The organism is Algihabitans albus (assembly GCF_003572205.1).
GTDB lineage: Bacteria > Pseudomonadota > Alphaproteobacteria > Kiloniellales > DSM-21159 > Algihabitans > Algihabitans albus.
In genome coordinates, this window is the sequence record NZ_QXNY01000010.1 from 119,286 (window position 1) to 137,369 (window position 18,084).

Below are 18,084 nucleotides of genomic sequence, written 5' to 3' on the forward strand. Positions count from 1 at the left end.
TGACCGCCTCGCCGGCTACGCAAGGCTTTGGCATGCGTCGTCCCGCACCCCGGCTAAGTGCCTGGGCCGTCCCCGCTTTCCGCGCCCGCACCAGACTCGGTCCCGCCCTGCCGGCGGGCGCGCAGCCGCTCCCAGTACTCCACGCGCTTGGCGATCTCGCGTTCGAACCCACGCTCGACCGGACGATAGAACCGCTGGCGCGGCAGATCGTCCGGGAAGTAGGTCTGCCCGGAAAAGCCGTCTTCGGCATCGTGGTCGTAGGCGTATCCGGCGCCATATCCCAGGTCGCGCATCAGGCCGGTGGGCGCGTTCAGGATATGCAGCGGCGGGGCAAGGGAGCCTGTCTCCTTCGCGCTCCGCTTGGCGGCCGCGAAGGCCCGGTAGGCGGCATTGGATTTCGGTGCGGTGCCCAGGTAGATCACGCAGACGGCAAGCGCCAGTTCCCCTTCGGGCGAGCCCAGGCGCTCGTAGGTCTCCCAGGCGGCGATGGCCTGCGGCAGAGCATTGGGGTCGGCAAGGCCGATATCCTCGACGGCGAAGCGGACCAGACGCCGGGCGATATAGTGAGGGTCTTCGCCGCCGGCCAGCATGCGCGCCAGCCAGTAGAGCGCGGCGTCGGTGTCGGAGCCGCGCAGCGATTTGTGCAGCGCGGAAATCAGATTGTAATGCGCCTCCTGACCCTTGTCGTAGAGCGGCATGCGGCGCTGAACGATCTCCGCCAAGCCGGCCGGATCGCGCTGCGGCGCCGGCGGCAAGGTGGCCAGTTCCTCGACAAGATTCAGCAGGTAGCGGCCGTCGCCGTCCGCCAGGGCCAGCAGCGCCTCCCGCGCCGCGTCCGTCAAGGGCAGCGGGCGCTCCAGCTCCACCTCGGCGCGCCGCACCAACTCGCCCAGAGCATCGTGATCCAGGCGTTTGAGAACCAACACCTGACAGCGCGACAGCAAGGCCGCGTTGAGTTCGAAGGAGGGATTCTCCGTGGTCGCGCCGACCAACACCACGGTGCCGTCCTCGACATAGGGCAGAAAGCCGTCCTGCTGAGCGCGGTTGAAGCGATGGATCTCATCGACGAACAGCAAGGTTCCGCGGCCCGCCGAACGCCGCTGGCGGGCCCGCTCGAAGACCTTGCGCAGGTCGGCGACACCCGAGAAGACCGCCGACAGCGGTTCGAACTCCAGATCCGTGGCTTCCGCAAGCAGGCGGGCGATGGTGGTCTTGCCGCACCCCGGCGGCCCCCAAAGGATCAGCGACGCGAGCCGCCGCTGCGCCAGCATGCGGCCCAGCGGCGCTTCCGTGGCCAGCAGGTGCTGCTGCCCAACGACCTCCGCCAAGGTCTTCGGCCTTAGCTTATCGGCCAGCGGCCGCGGCGCCTGGCTCTCGAACAAGGACATGGACTCAGCCGGAGAAGTCGACGGAGCGCACACGCCCCTCGCGCTCGACCCGCATCTGCCAGCGTCCCTCCGCCGCCTCGATGGCGACACCGAGCTGGCTGACCGTGCGAACCGCCTGACGGTTCACCTCATGCAGGACGTCGCCCCGGCGAAATCCGGAGCGGCGCGCCGGCGAGCCGCGCGGAACCTGCAACACGACCACGCCCTGCCAGGTCCCCTGCAGATCGAGTTCATCGGCCAAGGCCGGAGAGAGGTTGGCAACGACGGCGCCGCTGAGCGGGTGGCGGCCGCTCAGGCGCGCGGGATTGCGAGGCGGCGTCTCCGGCGCCACTTCCAACGGCAGGTCGATCACCACCTCGCTGCCTGCGCGCCAGACCTGGAGCTCGGTTTGCGCACCGAGCCGCTGGGTCGCGAGGCGGTAGCGCAGGGATTGGGTATCGGCCACCGGCTGACCGCCGACGGCCAGGACCACGTCGCCTTCGGCAAGGCCGGCGCGATCGGCCGGACCGCCCGGATAGATCTCCCCGACCATGACGCCGACGGCGCGCGACAGGCCGACTGCCTGGGCGAGGTCGGCCGTCACCGTCTGGCCCTGGGCCCCAGCCCAAGGCCGCCGTACGACGCCGCCTTCGCGCGCCCCGGCGACCACGGTTGCGACCATGTTGCTGGGGACCGCGAAGCCGATCCCGATCGAGCCGCCGCTCCGGGAGTAGATCGCCGTGTTGATCCCGATGAGCCCTCCGTCCAGGGTCACGAGCGCGCCCCCCGAGTTCCCGGGATTGATCGCCGCATCGGTTTGAATGAAGAAGCTGTAGTCGGTAACGCCGACCTGCGTGCGCGCGGTCGCCGAGACGATGCCGCTGGTCACCGTCTGGCCGACGCCGAAGGGGTTGCCGATCGCCAGCACAAGGTCCCCGACCTCGATGCTATCGGAATCGCGGAAGGTCGCGACCGGCAGGTCCAATGCGTCGCTCTCCAGACGCAGGATCGAGATGTCGGTACGCGGATCCTCCAACAGGATTTCCGCCTCGAACTCCCGCCGGTCCGCAAGAACGACGCGGATCTCATCCGCATCCGCGATGACATGATGGTTGGTAACCACCAGCCCGGAGGAGTCGACGATGACACCCGACCCGAGCGAGTTCTGGTTCCGCTCGCGCGGCTGCCCGAAAACCCCGAAATCCTCACCGAAAAAGCGACGAAAGAAGGGATCGTCGAGCATCGGCGACTGACGCTGCACAACGGTTTTGCTGGCAAAGATGTTGACGACCGCGGGAGCTACCTCCTTCACCACCGGCGCGAAGGAGAGCTGCATCTCCTCCCGGCTTTCCGGCACGACCCGCTGCTGCGCGGCGGCTGTCAGCGGCAGGAGAGCCGCCAAGACAATCGCCACCGCGCCCCACCGCCGTCCCCTGATACGTCTGCCGCGACTGAAAATCATCCTATCGGACTCCTCGCGCCTCGACCCTCTTGTCAGAGAGGGCCAACCATTCGCATCTTTAGCACAAGGGCAACAGCCCCGGCTGCGGTAATAGGCTCGGCCAGCGCAGCTTGCCGCGAGGCGGCCGGGGGCGAGGTCGGACAACGAGGAACCTTCGAAGATGCTCACAGGACCGGCAAAGCGTCGTTTCACCGGACTCGCCACCGCCCTGCTGATCGGGCTAGGCGCAGGGCTCGCCACCGCGCAGGACGGCGATCCCAACGATCAGAGCAGCGTGAACCTCGGCAGTGCCATGGCCCGGCTGGAGCGGCTCGGCTACAGCGATCTCCGCCTCGCGGACGGCAACGGCTTCGACAATCAGATCGACCTGCAGGGTCTCAACCCGGAAGGGCAAGCCGTGATCATCTCTCTCGACACCACCACCGGCAGCAAACTCTACGAAAAACCTCTCGACCGTTAGATTTCGCCCGGTCGATCGCCGTTCGATCGCTGGACTTTTCCACGATAGCGCGGACAGCAAAAAGGGCGGCACCCAACGGCACCGCCCTTTCTGTGTCGATCACGCCGTCGGCCTGACGGCAACCGAGGCCGAGGCCTAGGCCTCGGTCTCTTCTTCCTCGTCGGCCTTCTCGGCGGTCGGGCCCGAGTCCTGACCCTTGGCGTCCGGATTGCGGTCGACCAGCTCGATCACCGCCATCGGGGCCATGTCGCCGTAACGGAAGCCCGCCTTCAGCACCCGCGTGTAGCCGCCCGGACGATCCTTGTAGCGTTCGGACAGCTCGTCGAAGAGCTTCCTGACCAGGACGTCGTTGCGCAGCGTGGCCAGGGCCTGACGACGGCGGGCCAACCCGCCCTTCTTGCCCAGCGAGATGAGGCGGTCGGTAACCCGGCGCAGGTCCTTCGCCTTCGGCAAGGTGGTCACGATCTGCTCGTGCTTGATCAGCGCGGCCGCCATGTTCGCGAACATAGCCTTGCGGTGCGACGGGGTCCGGTTGAGTTTCCGGCCTGAATTTCCGTGACGCATGTCGAGTCACTCCTTTCATCGTGCTGGGCTTCGCGGCGCGAAACCGATTTATCCACCCGTCCGCCCTGCGCCCCGGCCAAGGCCGGCAGCGCGGTACGCACGGGTTGGGTCAGACCGACCCTCGGAGAGGCCGTCCTAGAACGGCTCCTCCAGCTTCTTCGCCAGGTCTTCGATGTTGTCCGGCGGCCAATCCGGAATCTCCATGCCCAGATGCAGTCCCATCTGAGACAGCACTTCCTTGATTTCGTTCAAGGACTTGCGGCCGAAGTTCGGGGTTCGCAACATCTCGGCCTCGGTCTTCTGAACCAGATCGCCGATGTAGATGATGTTGTCGTTCTTCAGGCAGTTCGCCGAGCGGACGGAAAGTTCCAGCTCGTCGACCTTGCGCAGCAGGTTCTTGTTGAACGGCGGCTCCGCACGCTCCTCGGCGACCTCGCGGACCTTCGGCTCCTCGAAGTTGATGAAGAGCTGCAGTTGATCCTGCAGGATCCGCGCCGCCAAGGCGACGGCGTCATCCGGAGTGACGGTGCCGTCGGTCTCGACGTCCATGGTGAGCTTGTCGTAGTCGGTCACCTGCCCGACACGCGTGTTCTCCACGCGGTAGGCGACACGGCGCACCGGCGAGAAGAGCGAGTCGACCGGGATCAGGCCGATCGGCGAGTCTTCCTGACGGTTCTGGCTGCCGGGCACGTAGCCCTTTCCGGAGGCAACCGTCATCTCCATGTCGATGCGCGCACCGTCGTCGAGCGTGCAGATCACCAGGTTCGGGTTCATCACCTCGATATCCGGCCCGGTCTCGATCTGACCCGCCGTCACCTCACCGGGACCATCGGCTCGCAAGCGAATGCGCTTCGGCCCCTCGCCGTGCATCCGCAGGGCGAGACCCTTGATGTTGAGCACGACATCGGTGACGTCTTCGCGCACACCGGGGATCGACGAGAACTCGTGCAATACCCCGTCGATCTGCACCGCCGTTACGGCCGCCCCCTGCAGCGACGACAGCAAGACACGCCGCAGTGCGTTGCCCAACGTCAGGCCGAAGCCACGCTCCAACGGCTCGGCGACCACTTTCGCCAGGCGCTGAGCATCGGTCCCCGACTGGATGTCGAGCTTGTTGGGCTTAATCAATTCGGTCCAGTTTTTCTGCATCATAACTTCCAGCCTCAAGGCCTCTCGTTGCGAGCGAGTGCCGAACGGCGAAATGGCGGAAAACGCGACGTCTGCGTTCCGCCGATGCCCGCCGTCTGACGAGCCGCCCTGTCCCGAGCACGTCCGGCGCTCGCAAAAGCCGGAGGCGCGCTCACTGCGTCGGGCGGCGGTGGTACGGAGCCTTCGCGGCCCCGTGACAAGTCGCGGTTAGACGCGCCGGCGCTTCGGAGGACGGCAACCGTTGTGCGGCACCGGCGTCACGTCCCGGATCGCCGTGATCTGGAACCCCGTCGCCTGCAGCGCACGCAGAGCCGATTCGCGTCCGGACCCGGGTCCCTTCACGTTCACCTCGAGGGTGCGCATGCCGTGTTCCTGGGCCTTCTTACCGGCATCCTCGGCCGCCATCTGGGCGGCGAAGGGCGTCGACTTGCGCGATCCCTTGAAACCCACCGACCCGGCCGACGACCAGGAAATGGTATTGCCCTGCACGTCGGTAATGGTCACCGTCGTATTGTTGAAGCTCGCGACCACATGCGCGATGCCATTGGTAATGTTCTTGCGTTCGCGACGACGAACGCGGGTCTGCTGGGGTTTCGCCATGATATCTGCCCTGATGCCTTACCGGGTGGCCTTCTTTTTGCCCGCGATCGGACGAGCCGGCCCCTTGCGCGTACGCGCATTGGTGTGAGTGCGCTGACCGTGGACCGGCAACCCCTTGCGGTGACGCAGACCGCGATAGCAGCCGAGATCCATCAGACGCTTGATGTTCATTGCAACTTCGCGGCGCAAATCCCCCTCGACCATGTAGTCCTGGTCGATGGTCTCGCGGATGCGCACGACCTCATCATCGGTCAATTCGTTGACGCGACGGCTTTCGACGATTCCAACCTTGCCGCAGATCTCTCCGGCCTTCGCCGGACCGATGCCGTGGATGTAGGTCAGCGCGACGTGAACGCGCTTGTTACTCGGAATATTGACACCAGCAATACGGGCCACGTGGTGGTCTCCCCAAAACGCAACGCCCGCGCTCTGCGGACGCTCTTCGACTGTTCCCAATAGGAAAACCCCGGCAACCGCGCCGCGCCGAGGGAGGGCGGAGTATAGGACCTCCACCTGCTCCGTCAAGTCGCGAACCGGGCTTTTTCCCGCTCCTCTTCTCGTTCCAAACGACCTCGACCCGCTATCCGGAGCAGATCGCCATCCGCTCCAGCGAGTCCGACCGCGACCACCTTCACCCCTGAACGGCAGCCGTCAGAATCGCCTCGATTTCGCCGCTCACCTGATCGATCGACTTCATTCCGTCGACCGTGATCAGCCGGTTCTGCGCCTCGTAGTAGGGCAGGATCGGCGCCGTTTGCGCGTGATAGACGGCAAGCCGCTTCTTCAGCGTCTCCACATTGTCGTCGGACCGGACAGCCTGCGACTGCGAGATGCGGGTTTCGATGCGGTCCACCAGAACCTCATCCTTCACCTTGATTTCGATCACCGCATGCAGCTTCAGGCCTTTGGTCGCCAGCATCTCGTCCAGCGCCTCCGCCTGCCGGACCGTGCGGGGAAAGCCGTCCAGAATGAAGCCCTTCGCGCAGTCGGGCTGGGCGATCCGGTCCGAAATCATCTTGACCATCAGGTCGTCGGGCATCAGCTGCCCGGCATCCATGATCCCCTTGGCCTGCCGGCCCAACTCGCTACCCGAAGCAACGGCGCTCCGCAGCATCTCGCCCGTCGAGAGCTGCTTCATCCCGTGCTGTTCCTGCAGGCGCTGTGCCTGGGTCCCTTTCCCGGCCCCGGGCGGGCCGAGCAAAATCACGTTCATCCCCGTCTCCCCCTCAACTTGGCCTTCTTGACGAGGCCCTCGTACTGATGTGCCAGCAGGTGCGAATGAATCTGTGCCACCGTGTCCATCGTCACCGAGACCACGATGAGCAGGCTGGTGCCACCGAAGTAGAAGGGCACGGAGTACTGACTGATCAGCAGCTCCGGCAAGAGGCAGACCAGCCCCAGGTACATCGCCCCTACCGTCACCAACCGCATGAGGACGTGGTTGAGGTAGTCGGCCGTGTTCTTACCCGGGCGGATACCGGGGATGAAGCCGCCGTGCTTCTTGAGATTCTCGGCCGTGTCGGCCGGATTGAAGACGATCGCCGTGTAAAAGAAGGCGAAGAAAATGATCAGGCCGACGTAGAGTGCCATGTAGAGCGGCTGGCCGTGGCCCAGATAGGCGGTCACGGTGCCCAGCCATCCGGTGGCCGCCTGGCCGCCCGTGAAGCCGGCCACCGTCAGCGGCATGAGCAGCAGCGACGATGCGAAGATCGGCGGGATCACGCCAGCCGGGTTCAGCTTCAAGGGCAGATGCGAGGCTTCGCCACCGAACATCTTGTTGCCGACCTGACGCTTCGGATACTGAACCAGGATCCGGCGCTGCGCCCGCTCCATGAAGACGATGAAGGAGATCACCACCACCGCCATCAGGATGATGAAGAGGATGAAACCGGTCGAGAGCGCCCCCGTGCGGCCCAGCTCCAGGGTCGAAGCCAGCGCGAAGGGCAGGTTCGCCACGATCCCGGCGAAGATGATCAGCGAGATCCCGTTGCCGACGCCGCGCTGGGTGATTTGTTCGCCCAGCCACATCAGGAAAATGGTGCCGCCGGTCAGGGTGATCACCGTCGTGATCCGGAAATAGAGTCCCGGGTCGATGACAGCCGACCCGCCGGCCCCACCCATGCTCTCGAGGCCCACGGCAATCCCATAGGATTGGAAGACGGCCAGCACGACCGTGCCGTAGCGCGTGTACTGGTTGATCTTCTTGCGGCCGGTCTCGCCTTCTTTCTTGAGCTGCTCCAGCGTCGGATTCACCGCCGTGAGCAGCTGCATGATAATCGCCGCAGAGATGTAAGGCATAATGTTGAGCGCGAAGATCGTCATGCGACCAAGCGCACCGCCGGCAAACATATCGAACACACCGAGGACACCGCCCTGGTGCTGCGCGAAGATCAGCGCGAGCTGTGCCGGATCGATGCCCGGGACCGGGATGTAAGTCCCCAGCCTATAGACAATCAGCGCACCTAGCGTGAACCAGATGCGCTGCTTGAGTTCCGTCGCCTTCGCAAGGGCGCCGAAATTTATGTTCGCGGCAAGCTGTTCAGCGGCTGAAGCCATATTCCTCGTCTCGGTCCCGGAGCCGGCGGCCTAACTGCCGCGCGCCTCCCTGTTGGTTGGGCCCGCAGCCCGAACCGCTTTCCGGGTCTTGCCGCTAGGCCGTCTCTGTAGCGGTCTCGCCTGTCGCGTCTTCCGCGTCAGCAGGCTTGGCCGCTTTCTTCGGCGCCGCCACAGTCACCGATCCACCTGCCTTCTCGACCGCTTCCAGAGCGCCCTTCGAGGCTCCGGCAACTGTTACGGTTATCTTGGCCTTCAGTTCGCCATTGGCAAGCAGGCGCACGCCATCTCGCGATCGTTTGAACAGCCCGGCCGCCTGCATGGCCGCAGCATCGATCGGCTGCGCCGGATCCAGCTTGCCGGCGTCGATCGCCGCCTGCAACCGACCGAGATTCACCTCGACATACTCGCGGCGGAAGATGTTGGTGAAACCGCGCTTCGGCAAGCGGCGATGCAGCGGCATCTGGCCGCCTTCGAAGCCCTTGATGGCAACGCCGCTGCGGGCCTTGGCGCCCTTGTGACCCTTGCCCGAGGTCTTGCCCAAGCCGGAGCCGATGCCACGGCCGACTCGCTTGCGCGCCTTGCGGGCACCTGGATTGTCAGCCAGCTCATTGAGCTTCATCTCACCTACATCCTTCTCGTCCGGCGGGCACCGTCCAGCGATACCCGCCCCGCCGTCCTTGTGGGGGACTTACTCGACCACCCGCACAAGATGGGGGATTTTTTCGATCATACCACGCACCGCCGGCGTGTCCTCGAGCTCGCGCACATGACCGATGCGGCGCAATCCAAGGCCCTTCAGGGTATCCGCCTGACCCGGCTTGCGACCATGGCCGCTGCTGATCTGCTGTACCTTCACGCTTTTCTTCTTGGCCGCCATGGTCGTTACTCCGTGATCTCGGCGCCGTTCGAGGCCGGCTCGCCGCGCTTACCGACGATGTCGGAGACCTTCTTGCCACGGCGCTGCGCGACCATGCGGGGCGACTGCATATCCTTCAGTGCCTCGAAGGTGGCCTGGATCATGTTGTAGGGGTTCTGGGTGCCCATCGACTTGGCCACCACGTCCTGAACGCCCAGGCACTCGAAGATCGCACGCATCGGACCGCCGGCGATGATGCCCGTGCCCGGAGGCGCGGCGCGCATCACCACACGGCCGGCGCCGAAGACGCCGCGCATGTCGTGATGCAGGGTACGGCCCTCGCGTAGCGGCACGCGGACCATGCCCTTCTTGGCCGATTCGGTCGCCTTGCGAATTGCCTCGGGCACCTCGCGCGCCTTGCCGTGGCCGAAGCCGACGCGGCCACGCTGATCGCCCACCACCACGAGGGCGGCGAAACCGAAGCGGCGGCCGCCCTTGACCACCTTGGCCACGCGGTTGATGCCGACGAGCTTGTCGACGATGTCCGAGTCTTCGCGGCGATCGTCACGTTGGGGTCGTGCCATAGTCTCTCAGTCCCGTTCCTGCTCGCTGCGAACCCGGCTCAAAAGCTCAAGCCGCCGGTACGTGCGGCGTCGGCCAGGGCCTTGACCCGGCCGTGATAGATGTAGGCGCCACGATCGAACACGACCTGTTCGACGCCCTTGGACTTGGCGCGCTCGGCCAACAGCTTGCCGACCGCCTCCGCCGCGGCCTGATCGGCCCCGGTCTTGAGCTGGCTGCGCAGGTCCTTGTCGAGGCTCGAAGCCGCCGCCAGGGTCACGCCCTGAACGTCGTCGATGACCTGCGCATAGATATGCTTCGAGGAACGGAAGACGCTGAGGCGCGGACGACCTCTCGCCTTCTTGCTCAGATCATTGCGAACCCGGCGGGCACGGCGGCGCAGAACTTTGGATTTGCTCAGCATGGCAGTTACTTCTTCTTGCCTTCCTTGCGGATGATCTGCTCGTCGGCATAGCGGATACCCTTACCCTTGTAGGGCTCCGGACCGCGCATGGCACGCACCACCGCCGCCATCTGACCGACCAGTTGCTTGTCCGCCCCGTGGATCGAGATGGCGGTCGGCCGCTCGCACTTGACGGTCAAGCCCTCGGGGATCGGGTAATTGATGTCGTGACTATAGCCGAGCTGCAGGTTCAAGGTCTTGCCCTGCACCGCTGCGCGGTAGCCGACACCCGTGATCTCCAGGTTCTTGGTGAAGCCCTCATTCACGCCGGTCACCAAGTTCTGGATTCGAGCGCGGGCCGTGCCCCACATGGCACGCGACTGCTTCGAACCGCTCACCGGGCTGACCGTCACCTGACCGCTATCGAGCGCAATGGTGACGTCATCGGTGGAGGTGTAGCTCAGCTGTCCCAGCTTGCCCTTGGCCGTGACCGTTCGACCGTCGACCTTGACGTCGACGCCGCCGGGCACCTCTACCGGATTGTTGCCTATGCGCGACATGACACTTTCACTCCGTTCGAACCCTCCGACCGGCGCCTTAGAAGACGCGGCAGAGTACCTCGCCGCCCACGTTCTCGGCCCGGGCCTGATGATCCGCCATCACGCCCTTCGGCGTCGACAGGATCGCAATGCCGAGCCCGTTGTAGAAGCGCGGCAACTCCTTGATCTTCGAATAGACCCGCCGACCCGGCTTGGACACGCGGGCGATCTCGCGGATGACCGGGGCACCGTCGTGGTACTTCAACTGCACCTCGATCTGCCCGTGGCCGCGATCGTCGCTGCCCTCCGCATAGTCGCGGATGTAGCCCTCGCGCTTCAGCACGTCCAGGACGTTCAGGCGCAGCTTCGAATGCGGTGTCAGAACCGCAGACTTGCCGGCGCGCTGCGCGTTGCGAATGCGGGTCAGCAGGTCCCCAAGGGGATCACTCATGGCCATGACGCCGCTACTCCTTCCTTACCAGCTCGACTTGACCATGCCCGGGATCTGGCCGGTCGAGGCCAGGTCGCGCAAGGCAATACGAGACATCTTCAGACGACGGTAGTAGCCACGCGGGCGTCCCGTCACTTCGCAGCGGTTGCGCACGCGCGTCTTCGACGCATTGCGCGGCAACTCCGCAAGCTTGAGGAACGCCTGGAAGCGCTCTTCCGGCTGCAGCGAGCGGTCGTTGGCGACCGCCTTCAGCTCCGCCCGCTTGGCCGCATACTGCTTGGCCATCCTCTGGCGTCGCTTATTCTTCTCTACCGCAGACTTTTTCGCCATTGCGTCTACCCTTTCGCCGAAATCCGTAGCAGCCGTTGGACTACTGCCGGAACGGCATGTCGAAGTTGGCGAGGAGCGCACGCGCCTCCTCGTCGTTCTTGGCCGTGGTGCAGATCACGATGTCCATACCCCGGACCTCGTCGATCTGGTCGTATTCGATCTCCGGAAAGACCAACTGCTCTTTCAGGCCCATCGAAAAGTTGCCCTGTCCGTCGAAGGACTTGCCGTTGAGACCGCGAAAGTCGCGGACACGCGGCAGAGCGATATTCACCAACCGATCGAGAAACTCGTACATCCGCTCGCGGCGCAGAGTGACCTTGCAGCCGATGGCCATGCCCTCGCGCAGCTTGAAGCCGGCGATCGACTTGCGCGCCTTCGTGACCACCGGTTTCTGGCCGGAGATCGCGGCGAGTTCCTGAACGGCGCTGTCGAGCTTCTTGCGATCCGCAACCGCTTCGCCAACGCCCATGTTGATCACGATCTTGTCGAGCTTCGGCACCTCGAAGTCGTTCGCGTAGCCGAAGGCCTCTTTCATCGCCGGCTTCACGACCGTCTGATAGTGCTCACGCATGCGGGCAGCCATGGGTCTCGTCCTCAGTCGGGTCTTTAGCTGTCGATCGGCGCGCCGGAGCGCTTGGCAAAACGCACCTTGCGGCCTTCGACGAAACGATAGCCAACGCGGGTCGGGCGATCCGCCGCCTCCGGGTCGACATGGGCGACGTTCGAGACGTGGATGGGAGCTTCCATCTCCACGATCCCGCCCTGCGGGTTCTGGGCACTCGGGCGCTGATGGCGCTTGACCAGATTGGCGCCCTGCACGAGCACCCGATCGTCTGCGCGGTCGACCCGCAGCACCTCGCCGACCACGCCCTTGGAGCGTCCGACGACGACGATCACCCGATCGCCCTTCTTGATCTTAAGCTTCTTCATCACAGCACCTCTGGCGCCAGCGAGACGATCTTCATGAAACGCTTCGCGCGCAATTCGCGAGTCACCGGGCCGAAGATGCGGGTCCCGATCGGCTCATTCTGCTTGTTCAGCAGCACCGCCGCGTTGCGGTCGAACCGGATCGTGGTGCCGTCGGCCCGATGCAAGTCCTTCGCGGTCCGCACGATGACGGCACGATGCACGTCGCCCTTCTTGACGCGGCCGCGCGGGATCGCCTCCTTGACCGAAACGACGATCACGTCGCCGACACTGGCAAAGCGCCGGTTCGATCCGCCCAGCACCTTGATGCACTGCACCCTGCGCGCACCCGAATTGTCGGCCACGTCGAGGTTCGTCTGCATCTGAATCATGACGCCTTACTCCTAAACCCTCGTACCGGACCGAAGTCAGCCCTTTGTCGCACTCTCGGCCGCAGCGGCGGCCGCATCCGGGGCGCCGCCATCCTGCGCGCCACCGTCAAGCACCTTCCACCGCTTGGACTTCGAGATCGGAGCGCACTCGACGATGCGCACGGTCTCGCCTTCCTGACAGCGGTTCTCCTCGTCATGCGCGTGATAGCGCTTCGAGTTCTTGATGAACTTCTTATACAGCGGGTGCATCACGCGGCGTTCGACCTGAACGGTGACGGTCTTGTTCATCTTGGTCGAGACCACGGTGCCCTGCAGGACGCGACGCGGCATGGTGACTTACTCCTTGTTGGCCTGCGCTTGAGCGGTCCGCTCGCGCAGGATCGTCTTGATGCGCGCGATGCCGCGGCGCACCAGCCGCTTACGCGTCGTATTCTCGAGCTGGCCGCTGGCGGCCTGGAAGCGCAGATTGAAGGCCTCCTTGCGCAAGCCCAGCAGCTCCTGCTTCAACTCGTCTTCGCTCTTGGTGCGCAGATCGGTCGCTTTCATCTCACTCTACTCCTTGCCTCCCGTCCCGGCCTCAATCGGCCGTCGGACGGGCGACGAACTTCGTACGAACCGGCAGCTTGGCGGCGGCGCGAATAAAGGCCTCGCGCGCCAGCTCCTCGGACACGCCGTCGAGCTCGAACATGATACGGCCCGGCTTGACCCGGCAGGCCCACCACTCCGGCGACCCCTTGCCCTTGCCCTGACGAACCTCGGCCGGTTTCTGCGACACAGGCACATCCGGGAAGACGCGGATCCACAGCTTGCCGACGCGGCGCATATGGCGCGTGATGGCACGGCGCGCAGCCTCGATCTGGCGCGCGGAAATCCGCTCCGGCGTGAGCGCCTTCAGTCCGTATTGACCGAAGGCCAGCGTCGTTCCGCCCTTGGCCAGGCCGTGGATGCGGCCCTTGTGCTGCTTGCGGAATTTGGTGCGCTTCGGCTGAAGCATCTCTCTTCCAGTCCTTCTCGAACGTCCGTTCGCGCGTCGCGCGGTTAACCGCGACCGGCCGGGCCGGTCTGCAATTCGGTGTGGCGCTTTTCGCTGGCCAGCGGATCGTGGGCCAGAATCTCGCCCTTGAAGACCCAGACCTTGACCCCGCAGGTGCCGTAGGTCGTGATCGCCGTCGAAACGCCGTAGTCAATGTCGGCCCGCAAGGTGTGCAGCGGCACGCGGCCCTCGCGGTACCATTCGGTGCGCGCAATCTCCGCGCCGCCCAGGCGGCCACCGCAGTTGATCCGGATGCCCTGAGCGCCGAGCCGCATCGCGGCCTGTACCGCGCGCTTCATGGCGCGACGGAAGGCAACGCGGCGCTCAAGCTGCTGCGCGATGGAGTCCGCGATGAGCTGTGCGTCGATCTCGGGCTTGCGGATCTCCACGATCGAGAGATGAACCTCGCCGCCGGTCATCTTCGACAGCTCGCCGCGCAGCTTCTCGATATCCGCACCCTTCTTACCGATCACCACGCCCGGCCGAGCCGTATGAATGGTGATCCGTGCCCGCTTGGCAGGACGCTCGATCACGACCTTGGAGACGCCGGCCTGGCTCAAGCGCTTCTTGAGAAACGCCCGCAGCTTCAGGTCTTCGTGCAGCAGGTCGGCATAGTCCTTGCCGGCGATCCAGCGCGAATCCCAGGTCCGGTTGATGCCGAGACGCAGGCCGATCGGATTGACTTTATGACCCATGACTTAGGCTTCCTCGCGCTCGCGGACGACCACCCGCAGGCGGCTGAAAGGCTTCTGGATACGGCCGACGCGGCCGCGGGCGCGGGGCCGGAAACGGCGCATGACCATCGACTTGCCGACACTCGCCTCTGCCACCATCAGGCGGTCGACGTCGAGCTGATGATTGTTCTCGGCATTGGCGATGGCGCTTTGCAGCACCTTCCGCACGTCCTGCGCGATCCGCCGCTTGCTGAACTGCAGCTCAGCCAGCGCGGTTTGCGCGGACTTGCCGCGAATCAAACCGGCAATCAGGTTCAGCTTCTGCGGGGAAACCCGCAGGTTGCGCACCATCGCCATCGCCTCGTTGTCGGCCAGCCGGCGCTCCATTTTGGGCTTGCCCATGGCCTACTTCCTCTTCGCCTTCTTGTCGGCCGCATGCCCGTAGAACGTCCGGGTCGGCGCGAACTCTCCGAGCTTGTGACCGACCATGTTTTCGGTCACCAGAACCGGCAGGAACTTCTGGCCGTTGTAGACGCCGAAGGTCAGGCCGACGAACTGCGGCATGATGGTCGAGCGTCGCGACCAGGTCTTGATGATGTCGTTGCGGCCCGAATCGCGCGACTTATCCGCCTTCTTCAGCAGGTAAGCGTCGACGAAAGGACCCTTCCAAATTGAACGCGCCATGCTTCGCGGCCCCTACTTCTTGGCGTGCCGGCGCCGGACAATCAGCGCATCGGTCTTCTTGTTCTGACGGGTCCGGTGGCCCTTTGTCGGCTTGCCCGTCGGGCTCACCGGATGGCGACCGCCCGAGGTACGGCCTTCGCCGCCGCCATGCGGGTGATCGACCGGGTTCATCGCGACGCCGCGCACGGAGGGGCGACGGCCCAGCCAGCGGTTCCGCCCCGCCTTGCCCAGGCTGATGTTCTGCTGGTCCGGATTGGAGACCGCACCGATCGAGGCCATGCACTCGCCGCGCACCATGCGGACTTCGCCGCTCGACAAGCGCAGCAAAGCGTAGCCCTGGTCGCGGCCGACCAGCTGAACGTAGGTACCGGCGGCTCTCGCCATCTGACCGCCCTTACCGGGCTTCAGCTCGACGTTGTGGATGATGGTGCCGACCGGAATGCTGCGCAGCGGCATTGCATTGCCCGGCTTCACATCGGTCCGCGTGTCCGCGATCACCCTGTCGCCCGGCGCCAGCCGCTGCGGCGCCAGAATGTAGGCCTGCTCACCGTCCTCGTAAGCGATCAGCGCGATGAAGGCACTGCGATTGGGATCATACTCCAACCGCTCAACCGTGGCCGGAACGCCCCACTTGCGCCGCTTGAAGTCGATGATCCGATAGGTCCGCTTGTGCCCGCCGCCGCGACGCCGCGCCGTCACGTGGCCCTGGTTGTTGCGGCCACCGGACTTGCTGAGGCCCTCGGTCAATTTCTTGACCGGCTTGCCCTTCCAGAGGCCGCTGCGATCGACGATCGTCAGCTGCCGCTGGCCCGGCGTGATCGGATTGAAGGTCTTGAGCGCCATAACTCTGATCCCGCCCCTTAGATACCGGTGGTCACGTCGATGGCGTGACCTTCCTCGAGGGTGACGTAAGCCTTCTTGAAGTCGGAGCGCTGACCGAGACGACCCCGGAACCGCTTGACCTTGCCCTTCTGGATCGCGGTGTTGACCGCCTTCACCTTGACCTTGAACAGCCCCTCGACGGCTGCCTTGATCTCCGGCTTGTTCGCATCCAGCGGCACCTGAAAGGCAATCTGGCCGTGCTCACCGCCCAGGGTCGTCTTTTCGGTCACCAAGGGGCGACGAATCAGCTCGTACATGCGCTCTTGCGAGAGCTGCAACTCGAGCTTCTTGCGCGGACGTGCCCTGCTCATTTCAACCGTGCCTCCAGTGCTTCGACCGCGGCGCGCGTCAGCACCAGGCGATCCCGCCGCAGGATGTCGTAGACGTTCGCGCCCTGCTGCGGCAGCAGGTCGACACCCTTGATGTTGCGCGCGGCCCGTTCGAACTGCGTATCGATCTCCGCGCCGTCGATGATCAAGGCATTGTCCCAGCCCAGCTTCACGAGCTGCTCGACCAACGGCTTCGTCTTGTGGGTTTCGGCCTTGGCCGTCTCCAGCACCACCAGCTTGCCGTCCTTGGCCTTCGCCGAGAGGGCGCACTTCAACCCGAGCGCACGCACCTTCTTCGGAAGGTCGAAGGCGTGATCGCGCGGCAAGGGGCCGTGCACGACGCCGCCGCCGCGCATGATATTGGTCTTCAGGTTGCCGCGGCGCGCCCGGCCCGTGCCCTTCTGGCGGTACGCCTTCTTGGTCGTGCCGACGATCTCGCTGCGGCCCTTGGCCTTGTGCGTACCGGACCGGCGCTTGGCGAGCTGCCAGGTGACGACCCGATGCAAGATGTCGCGGCGCACCTCGACCCCGAAGATCGACTCGTCGAGGTCGATCTGCCCGGCGGTCTCGTTGGCGAGCGTGGTGACGTCCAGCTTCATGACTTAGGAGTCCTTCTTCTCTTCGCCGCTGTCACCGCTCGCGTCGCCGCCGGCGCCCGCCTCGGGCGCGGCGCTGTCGGCCGCAGGCGCAGCGGTCTCACCGGACGCCTCGGCCTCAGGTGCGGCCGCAGTCTCCTCAGCCGAAACTTCCTCGGCCGGAGCCTCCTCGGCGACGGGCTCTTCTTCGACGGGCGCCGAACGAACAGCGCCAGGATAGGGCGCATCGTCGGGACGCGCCCGCTTGACCGCATCGCAGACCGTGACCCAGCCGCCTTCGGAACCGGGCACCGCGCCGCGCACCAAGATCAGCCCGCGTTCGACATCCACTTTGACCACCTTCAGATTCTGGGTCGTGACGCGGCCATCGCCCATGTGTCCGGCCATCTTCTTGTTCTTGAAGACTTTGCCCGGATCCTGATTCTGGCCGGTTGAGCCATGTGCCCGGTGCGAGACCGACACACCGTGACTCGCGCGCATGCCGCCGAAGCCATGGCGCTTGATGACACCCGCGAAGCCCTTACCGATCGAGGTACCGGCGACGTCGACGAACTGACCAGGCAGGAAATGATCCACGGTCAGCTCGCTGCCGACATCGATCAGGGCGTCTTCGGCGACGCGGAATTCGACCAGACGCTTGCGCGGGGCGACCTTCGCCTTCGCAAAACGCTCGCGCTCCGGCTTGCTGACGCGGTTGACCTTGGCCGCCCCGACACCGAGCTGCAGAGCCACATAGCCGTCCCGGTCCGACGTCCGCTGCGCGGTCACGTAGCAACCGTCAACCTGCAGCACGGTCACCGGAACGTGAGAGCCCTCGGTATCGAAGACCCGTGTCATTCCAACTTTCTGAGCGATCAGACCCGTACGCATAGCCCTAGCCCTTCAGCTTGATCTCGACGTCCACGCCCGAGGCGAGGTCGAGCTTCATCAGCGCGTCCACGGTCTGCGGGGTGGGATCGACAATGTCGAGCAGCCGCTTGTGCGTGCGAATCTCGAACTGCTCGCGGCTCTTCTTGTCGATGTGCGGCGACCGCAGCACGGTGAAGCGCTCGATTTTCGTGGGCAAGGGAATCGGGCCACGGACCTGCGCACCGGTGCGCTTGGCCGTGTTCACGATCTCACCCGTCGACTGATCCAGCACCCGATGATCGAAGGCTTTCAGGCGGATGCGGATATTCTGGCTTTCCATGGCTTGCTCGACCGCTCTTATCCAAGAAACGACGAGGGGTTCCGAAGTAGATCGCGGACCCCCTCCCGCTCTAAAACTCCACTACTCGACGATTTTGGAGA

Annotated in this window: 29 protein-coding genes and 1 pseudogene; 1 reads left to right on the forward strand and 29 read right to left on the reverse strand. The window is 64.9% G+C overall.

Annotated features, from left to right (window positions below; genetic code table 11):
* Positions 1-53: 53 nt before the first annotated feature.
* Positions 54-1,388, reverse strand: a complete 1,335-nt coding sequence (locus DBZ32_RS21025) for a replication-associated recombination protein A (protein WP_119169218.1) — start codon at positions 1,386-1,388, stop codon at positions 54-56.
* A 4-nt stretch (positions 1,389-1,392) separates the two neighbouring features.
* Positions 1,393-2,829, reverse strand: a complete 1,437-nt coding sequence (locus DBZ32_RS21030; protein ID WP_119169219.1) for a DegQ family serine endoprotease — start codon at positions 2,827-2,829, stop codon at positions 1,393-1,395.
* Positions 2,830-2,989: 160 nt separating this feature from the next.
* Between DBZ32_RS21030 and DBZ32_RS21035 the strand changes: the two genes are divergently transcribed.
* The gene (locus DBZ32_RS21035) at positions 2,990-3,289 is read left to right on the forward strand and encodes a hypothetical protein (protein ID WP_119169220.1); all 300 of its coding nucleotides are present in this window, start codon (positions 2,990-2,992) and stop codon (positions 3,287-3,289) included.
* Between the two features lie 135 nt (positions 3,290-3,424).
* On the opposite strand, the gene rplQ is transcribed toward DBZ32_RS21035, so the two are convergent.
* The 27 genes and pseudogenes from rplQ to rpsJ all read right to left on the reverse strand — a co-directional run bounded on the left by rplQ (position 3,425) and on the right by rpsJ (position 17,983).
* Complete coding sequence (gene rplQ, locus DBZ32_RS21040; protein WP_119169221.1) at positions 3,425-3,853, reverse strand: 50S ribosomal protein L17; 429 nt, start codon at positions 3,851-3,853, stop codon at positions 3,425-3,427.
* 135 nt (positions 3,854-3,988) lie between these two features.
* Positions 3,989-5,005 (reverse strand): DNA-directed RNA polymerase subunit alpha, encoded by a 1,017-nt coding sequence (locus tag DBZ32_RS21045; protein WP_119169222.1) that lies wholly within the window; start codon positions 5,003-5,005, stop codon positions 3,989-3,991.
* 204 nt (positions 5,006-5,209) lie between these two features.
* Positions 5,210-5,602: a 30S ribosomal protein S11 gene (gene rpsK / locus DBZ32_RS21050; RefSeq protein WP_119169223.1), complete on the reverse strand. Its 393-nt coding sequence runs from the start codon at positions 5,600-5,602 to the stop codon at positions 5,210-5,212.
* Between the two features lie 18 nt (positions 5,603-5,620).
* A complete protein-coding gene (gene rpsM / locus DBZ32_RS21055; RefSeq protein WP_119169224.1) occupies positions 5,621-5,998 on the reverse strand; it encodes a 30S ribosomal protein S13 in 378 nt (125 codons plus the stop codon).
* Between the two features lie 235 nt (positions 5,999-6,233).
* Positions 6,234-6,815: an adenylate kinase gene (locus DBZ32_RS21060; protein ID WP_119169225.1), complete on the reverse strand. Its 582-nt coding sequence runs from the start codon at positions 6,813-6,815 to the stop codon at positions 6,234-6,236.
* Entirely contained in the window at positions 6,812-8,158 is a 1,347-nt protein-coding gene (gene secY, locus DBZ32_RS21065; RefSeq protein WP_119169226.1) for a preprotein translocase subunit SecY, read from the reverse strand. The genes DBZ32_RS21060 and secY overlap by 4 nt, the downstream gene beginning before the upstream one ends.
* Positions 8,159-8,252: 94 nt before the next feature.
* Entirely contained in the window at positions 8,253-8,777 is a 525-nt protein-coding gene (rplO, locus tag DBZ32_RS21070) for a 50S ribosomal protein L15 (protein WP_119169227.1), read from the reverse strand.
* Positions 8,778-8,846: 69 nt separating this feature from the next.
* A complete protein-coding gene (rpmD, locus tag DBZ32_RS21075) occupies positions 8,847-9,035 on the reverse strand; it encodes a 50S ribosomal protein L30 (RefSeq protein ID WP_119169228.1) in 189 nt (62 codons plus the stop codon).
* 5 nt (positions 9,036-9,040) lie between these two features.
* A complete protein-coding gene (gene rpsE, locus DBZ32_RS21080; RefSeq protein ID WP_119169229.1) occupies positions 9,041-9,598 on the reverse strand; it encodes a 30S ribosomal protein S5 in 558 nt (185 codons plus the stop codon).
* Positions 9,599-9,636: 38 nt separating this feature from the next.
* The gene (rplR, locus tag DBZ32_RS21085) at positions 9,637-9,999 is read right to left on the reverse strand and encodes a 50S ribosomal protein L18 (RefSeq protein WP_119169230.1); all 363 of its coding nucleotides are present in this window, start codon (positions 9,997-9,999) and stop codon (positions 9,637-9,639) included.
* 5 nt (positions 10,000-10,004) lie between these two features.
* Positions 10,005-10,538 (reverse strand): 50S ribosomal protein L6, encoded by a 534-nt coding sequence (gene rplF / locus DBZ32_RS21090; protein WP_119169231.1) that lies wholly within the window; start codon positions 10,536-10,538, stop codon positions 10,005-10,007.
* A 37-nt stretch (positions 10,539-10,575) separates the two neighbouring features.
* On the reverse strand, positions 10,576-10,974 hold the full coding sequence (gene rpsH / locus DBZ32_RS21095) for a 30S ribosomal protein S8 (RefSeq protein ID WP_119169232.1): 399 nt from the start codon (positions 10,972-10,974) through the stop codon (positions 10,576-10,578).
* An 18-nt stretch (positions 10,975-10,992) separates the two neighbouring features.
* On the reverse strand, positions 10,993-11,298 hold the full coding sequence (gene rpsN, locus DBZ32_RS21100) for a 30S ribosomal protein S14 (protein ID WP_119169233.1): 306 nt from the start codon (positions 11,296-11,298) through the stop codon (positions 10,993-10,995).
* Positions 11,299-11,338: 40 nt separating this feature from the next.
* A complete protein-coding gene (gene rplE, locus DBZ32_RS21105) occupies positions 11,339-11,881 on the reverse strand; it encodes a 50S ribosomal protein L5 (protein WP_119169234.1) in 543 nt (180 codons plus the stop codon).
* Positions 11,882-11,904: 23 nt separating this feature from the next.
* Entirely contained in the window at positions 11,905-12,228 is a 324-nt protein-coding gene (gene rplX, locus DBZ32_RS21110; protein WP_119169235.1) for a 50S ribosomal protein L24, read from the reverse strand.
* On the reverse strand, positions 12,228-12,596 hold the full coding sequence (gene rplN, locus DBZ32_RS21115; protein WP_119169236.1) for a 50S ribosomal protein L14: 369 nt from the start codon (positions 12,594-12,596) through the stop codon (positions 12,228-12,230). The genes rplX and rplN overlap by 1 nt, the downstream gene beginning before the upstream one ends.
* A gap of 36 nt (positions 12,597-12,632) precedes the next feature.
* Positions 12,633-12,926 carry a 30S ribosomal protein S17 gene (gene rpsQ, locus DBZ32_RS21120; protein ID WP_119169237.1) on the reverse strand — a complete coding sequence of 98 codons (294 nt, stop codon included), beginning with the start codon at positions 12,924-12,926 and terminating at the stop codon, positions 12,633-12,635.
* Positions 12,927-12,932: 6 nt separating this feature from the next.
* Positions 12,933-13,142, reverse strand: a complete 210-nt coding sequence (rpmC, locus tag DBZ32_RS21125) for a 50S ribosomal protein L29 (protein ID WP_119169238.1) — start codon at positions 13,140-13,142, stop codon at positions 12,933-12,935.
* Positions 13,143-13,173: 31 nt separating this feature from the next.
* A complete protein-coding gene (gene rplP, locus DBZ32_RS21130) occupies positions 13,174-13,590 on the reverse strand; it encodes a 50S ribosomal protein L16 (protein WP_119169239.1) in 417 nt (138 codons plus the stop codon).
* A 44-nt stretch (positions 13,591-13,634) separates the two neighbouring features.
* Complete coding sequence (gene rpsC, locus DBZ32_RS21135) at positions 13,635-14,324, reverse strand: 30S ribosomal protein S3 (RefSeq protein ID WP_119169240.1); 690 nt, start codon at positions 14,322-14,324, stop codon at positions 13,635-13,637.
* A 3-nt stretch (positions 14,325-14,327) separates the two neighbouring features.
* A complete protein-coding gene (rplV, locus tag DBZ32_RS21140) occupies positions 14,328-14,705 on the reverse strand; it encodes a 50S ribosomal protein L22 (protein ID WP_119169241.1) in 378 nt (125 codons plus the stop codon).
* 3 nt (positions 14,706-14,708) lie between these two features.
* On the reverse strand, positions 14,709-14,987 hold the full coding sequence (rpsS, locus tag DBZ32_RS21145) for a 30S ribosomal protein S19 (RefSeq protein WP_119169242.1): 279 nt from the start codon (positions 14,985-14,987) through the stop codon (positions 14,709-14,711).
* Positions 14,988-14,999: 12 nt separating this feature from the next.
* Complete coding sequence (rplB, locus tag DBZ32_RS21150) at positions 15,000-15,830, reverse strand: 50S ribosomal protein L2 (protein ID WP_119169243.1); 831 nt, start codon at positions 15,828-15,830, stop codon at positions 15,000-15,002.
* A gap of 17 nt (positions 15,831-15,847) precedes the next feature.
* A complete protein-coding gene (locus DBZ32_RS21155) occupies positions 15,848-16,180 on the reverse strand; it encodes a 50S ribosomal protein L23 (RefSeq protein ID WP_119169244.1) in 333 nt (110 codons plus the stop codon).
* Complete coding sequence (gene rplD / locus DBZ32_RS21160; RefSeq protein WP_119169245.1) at positions 16,177-16,797, reverse strand: 50S ribosomal protein L4; 621 nt, start codon at positions 16,795-16,797, stop codon at positions 16,177-16,179. The genes DBZ32_RS21155 and rplD overlap by 4 nt, the downstream gene beginning before the upstream one ends.
* A 180-nt stretch (positions 16,798-16,977) precedes the next feature.
* A pseudogene (gene rplC, locus DBZ32_RS21165) lies at positions 16,978-17,664 on the reverse strand (50S ribosomal protein L3); the annotation flags it as partial.
* Between the two features lie 4 nt (positions 17,665-17,668).
* Positions 17,669-17,983: a 30S ribosomal protein S10 gene (gene rpsJ, locus DBZ32_RS21170; protein WP_119169247.1), complete on the reverse strand. Its 315-nt coding sequence runs from the start codon at positions 17,981-17,983 to the stop codon at positions 17,669-17,671.
* Positions 17,984-18,084: the final 101 nt, after the last annotated feature.

Coding starts and splice junctions, on each gene's coding strand:
- DBZ32_RS21025 (WP_119169218.1), bottom strand. CDS start 1,388: ATGTCCTTGTTCGAGAGCCAGGCGCCGCGGCCGCTGGCCGATAAGCTA.
- DBZ32_RS21030 (WP_119169219.1), bottom strand. CDS start 2,829: ATGATTTTCAGTCGCGGCAGACGTATCAGGGGACGGCGGTGGGGCGCG.
- DBZ32_RS21035 (WP_119169220.1), top strand. CDS start 2,990: ATGCTCACAGGACCGGCAAAGCGTCGTTTCACCGGACTCGCCACCGCC.
- rplQ (WP_119169221.1), bottom strand. CDS start 3,853: ATGCGTCACGGAAATTCAGGCCGGAAACTCAACCGGACCCCGTCGCAC.
- DBZ32_RS21045 (WP_119169222.1), bottom strand. CDS start 5,005: ATGATGCAGAAAAACTGGACCGAATTGATTAAGCCCAACAAGCTCGAC.
- rpsK (WP_119169223.1), bottom strand. CDS start 5,602: ATGGCGAAACCCCAGCAGACCCGCGTTCGTCGTCGCGAACGCAAGAAC.
- DBZ32_RS21060 (WP_119169225.1), bottom strand. CDS start 6,815: ATGAACGTGATTTTGCTCGGCCCGCCCGGGGCCGGGAAAGGGACCCAG.
- secY (WP_119169226.1), bottom strand. CDS start 8,158: ATGGCTTCAGCCGCTGAACAGCTTGCCGCGAACATAAATTTCGGCGCC.
- rplO (WP_119169227.1), bottom strand. CDS start 8,777: ATGAAGCTCAATGAGCTGGCTGACAATCCAGGTGCCCGCAAGGCGCGC.
- rpmD (WP_119169228.1), bottom strand. CDS start 9,035: ATGGCGGCCAAGAAGAAAAGCGTGAAGGTACAGCAGATCAGCAGCGGC.
- rpsE (WP_119169229.1), bottom strand. CDS start 9,598: ATGGCACGACCCCAACGTGACGATCGCCGCGAAGACTCGGACATCGTC.
- rplR (WP_119169230.1), bottom strand. CDS start 9,999: ATGCTGAGCAAATCCAAAGTTCTGCGCCGCCGTGCCCGCCGGGTTCGC.
- rplF (WP_119169231.1), bottom strand. CDS start 10,538: ATGTCGCGCATAGGCAACAATCCGGTAGAGGTGCCCGGCGGCGTCGAC.
- rpsH (WP_119169232.1), bottom strand. CDS start 10,974: ATGGCCATGAGTGATCCCCTTGGGGACCTGCTGACCCGCATTCGCAAC.
- rpsN (WP_119169233.1), bottom strand. CDS start 11,298: ATGGCGAAAAAGTCTGCGGTAGAGAAGAATAAGCGACGCCAGAGGATG.
- rplE (WP_119169234.1), bottom strand. CDS start 11,881: ATGGCTGCCCGCATGCGTGAGCACTATCAGACGGTCGTGAAGCCGGCG.
- rplX (WP_119169235.1), bottom strand. CDS start 12,228: ATGAAGAAGCTTAAGATCAAGAAGGGCGATCGGGTGATCGTCGTCGTC.
- rplN (WP_119169236.1), bottom strand. CDS start 12,596: ATGATTCAGATGCAGACGAACCTCGACGTGGCCGACAATTCGGGTGCG.
- rpsQ (WP_119169237.1), bottom strand. CDS start 12,926: ATGCCGCGTCGCGTCCTGCAGGGCACCGTGGTCTCGACCAAGATGAAC.
- rpmC (WP_119169238.1), bottom strand. CDS start 13,142: ATGAAAGCGACCGATCTGCGCACCAAGAGCGAAGACGAGTTGAAGCAG.
- rplP (WP_119169239.1), bottom strand. CDS start 13,590: ATGCTTCAGCCGAAGCGCACCAAATTCCGCAAGCAGCACAAGGGCCGC.
- rpsC (WP_119169240.1), bottom strand. CDS start 14,324: ATGGGTCATAAAGTCAATCCGATCGGCCTGCGTCTCGGCATCAACCGG.
- rplV (WP_119169241.1), bottom strand. CDS start 14,705: ATGGGCAAGCCCAAAATGGAGCGCCGGCTGGCCGACAACGAGGCGATG.
- rpsS (WP_119169242.1), bottom strand. CDS start 14,987: ATGGCGCGTTCAATTTGGAAGGGTCCTTTCGTCGACGCTTACCTGCTG.
- rplB (WP_119169243.1), bottom strand. CDS start 15,830: ATGGCGCTCAAGACCTTCAATCCGATCACGCCGGGCCAGCGGCAGCTG.
- DBZ32_RS21155 (WP_119169244.1), bottom strand. CDS start 16,180: ATGAGCAGGGCACGTCCGCGCAAGAAGCTCGAGTTGCAGCTCTCGCAA.
- rplD (WP_119169245.1), bottom strand. CDS start 16,797: ATGAAGCTGGACGTCACCACGCTCGCCAACGAGACCGCCGGGCAGATC.
- rpsJ (WP_119169247.1), bottom strand. CDS start 17,983: ATGGAAAGCCAGAATATCCGCATCCGCCTGAAAGCCTTCGATCATCGG.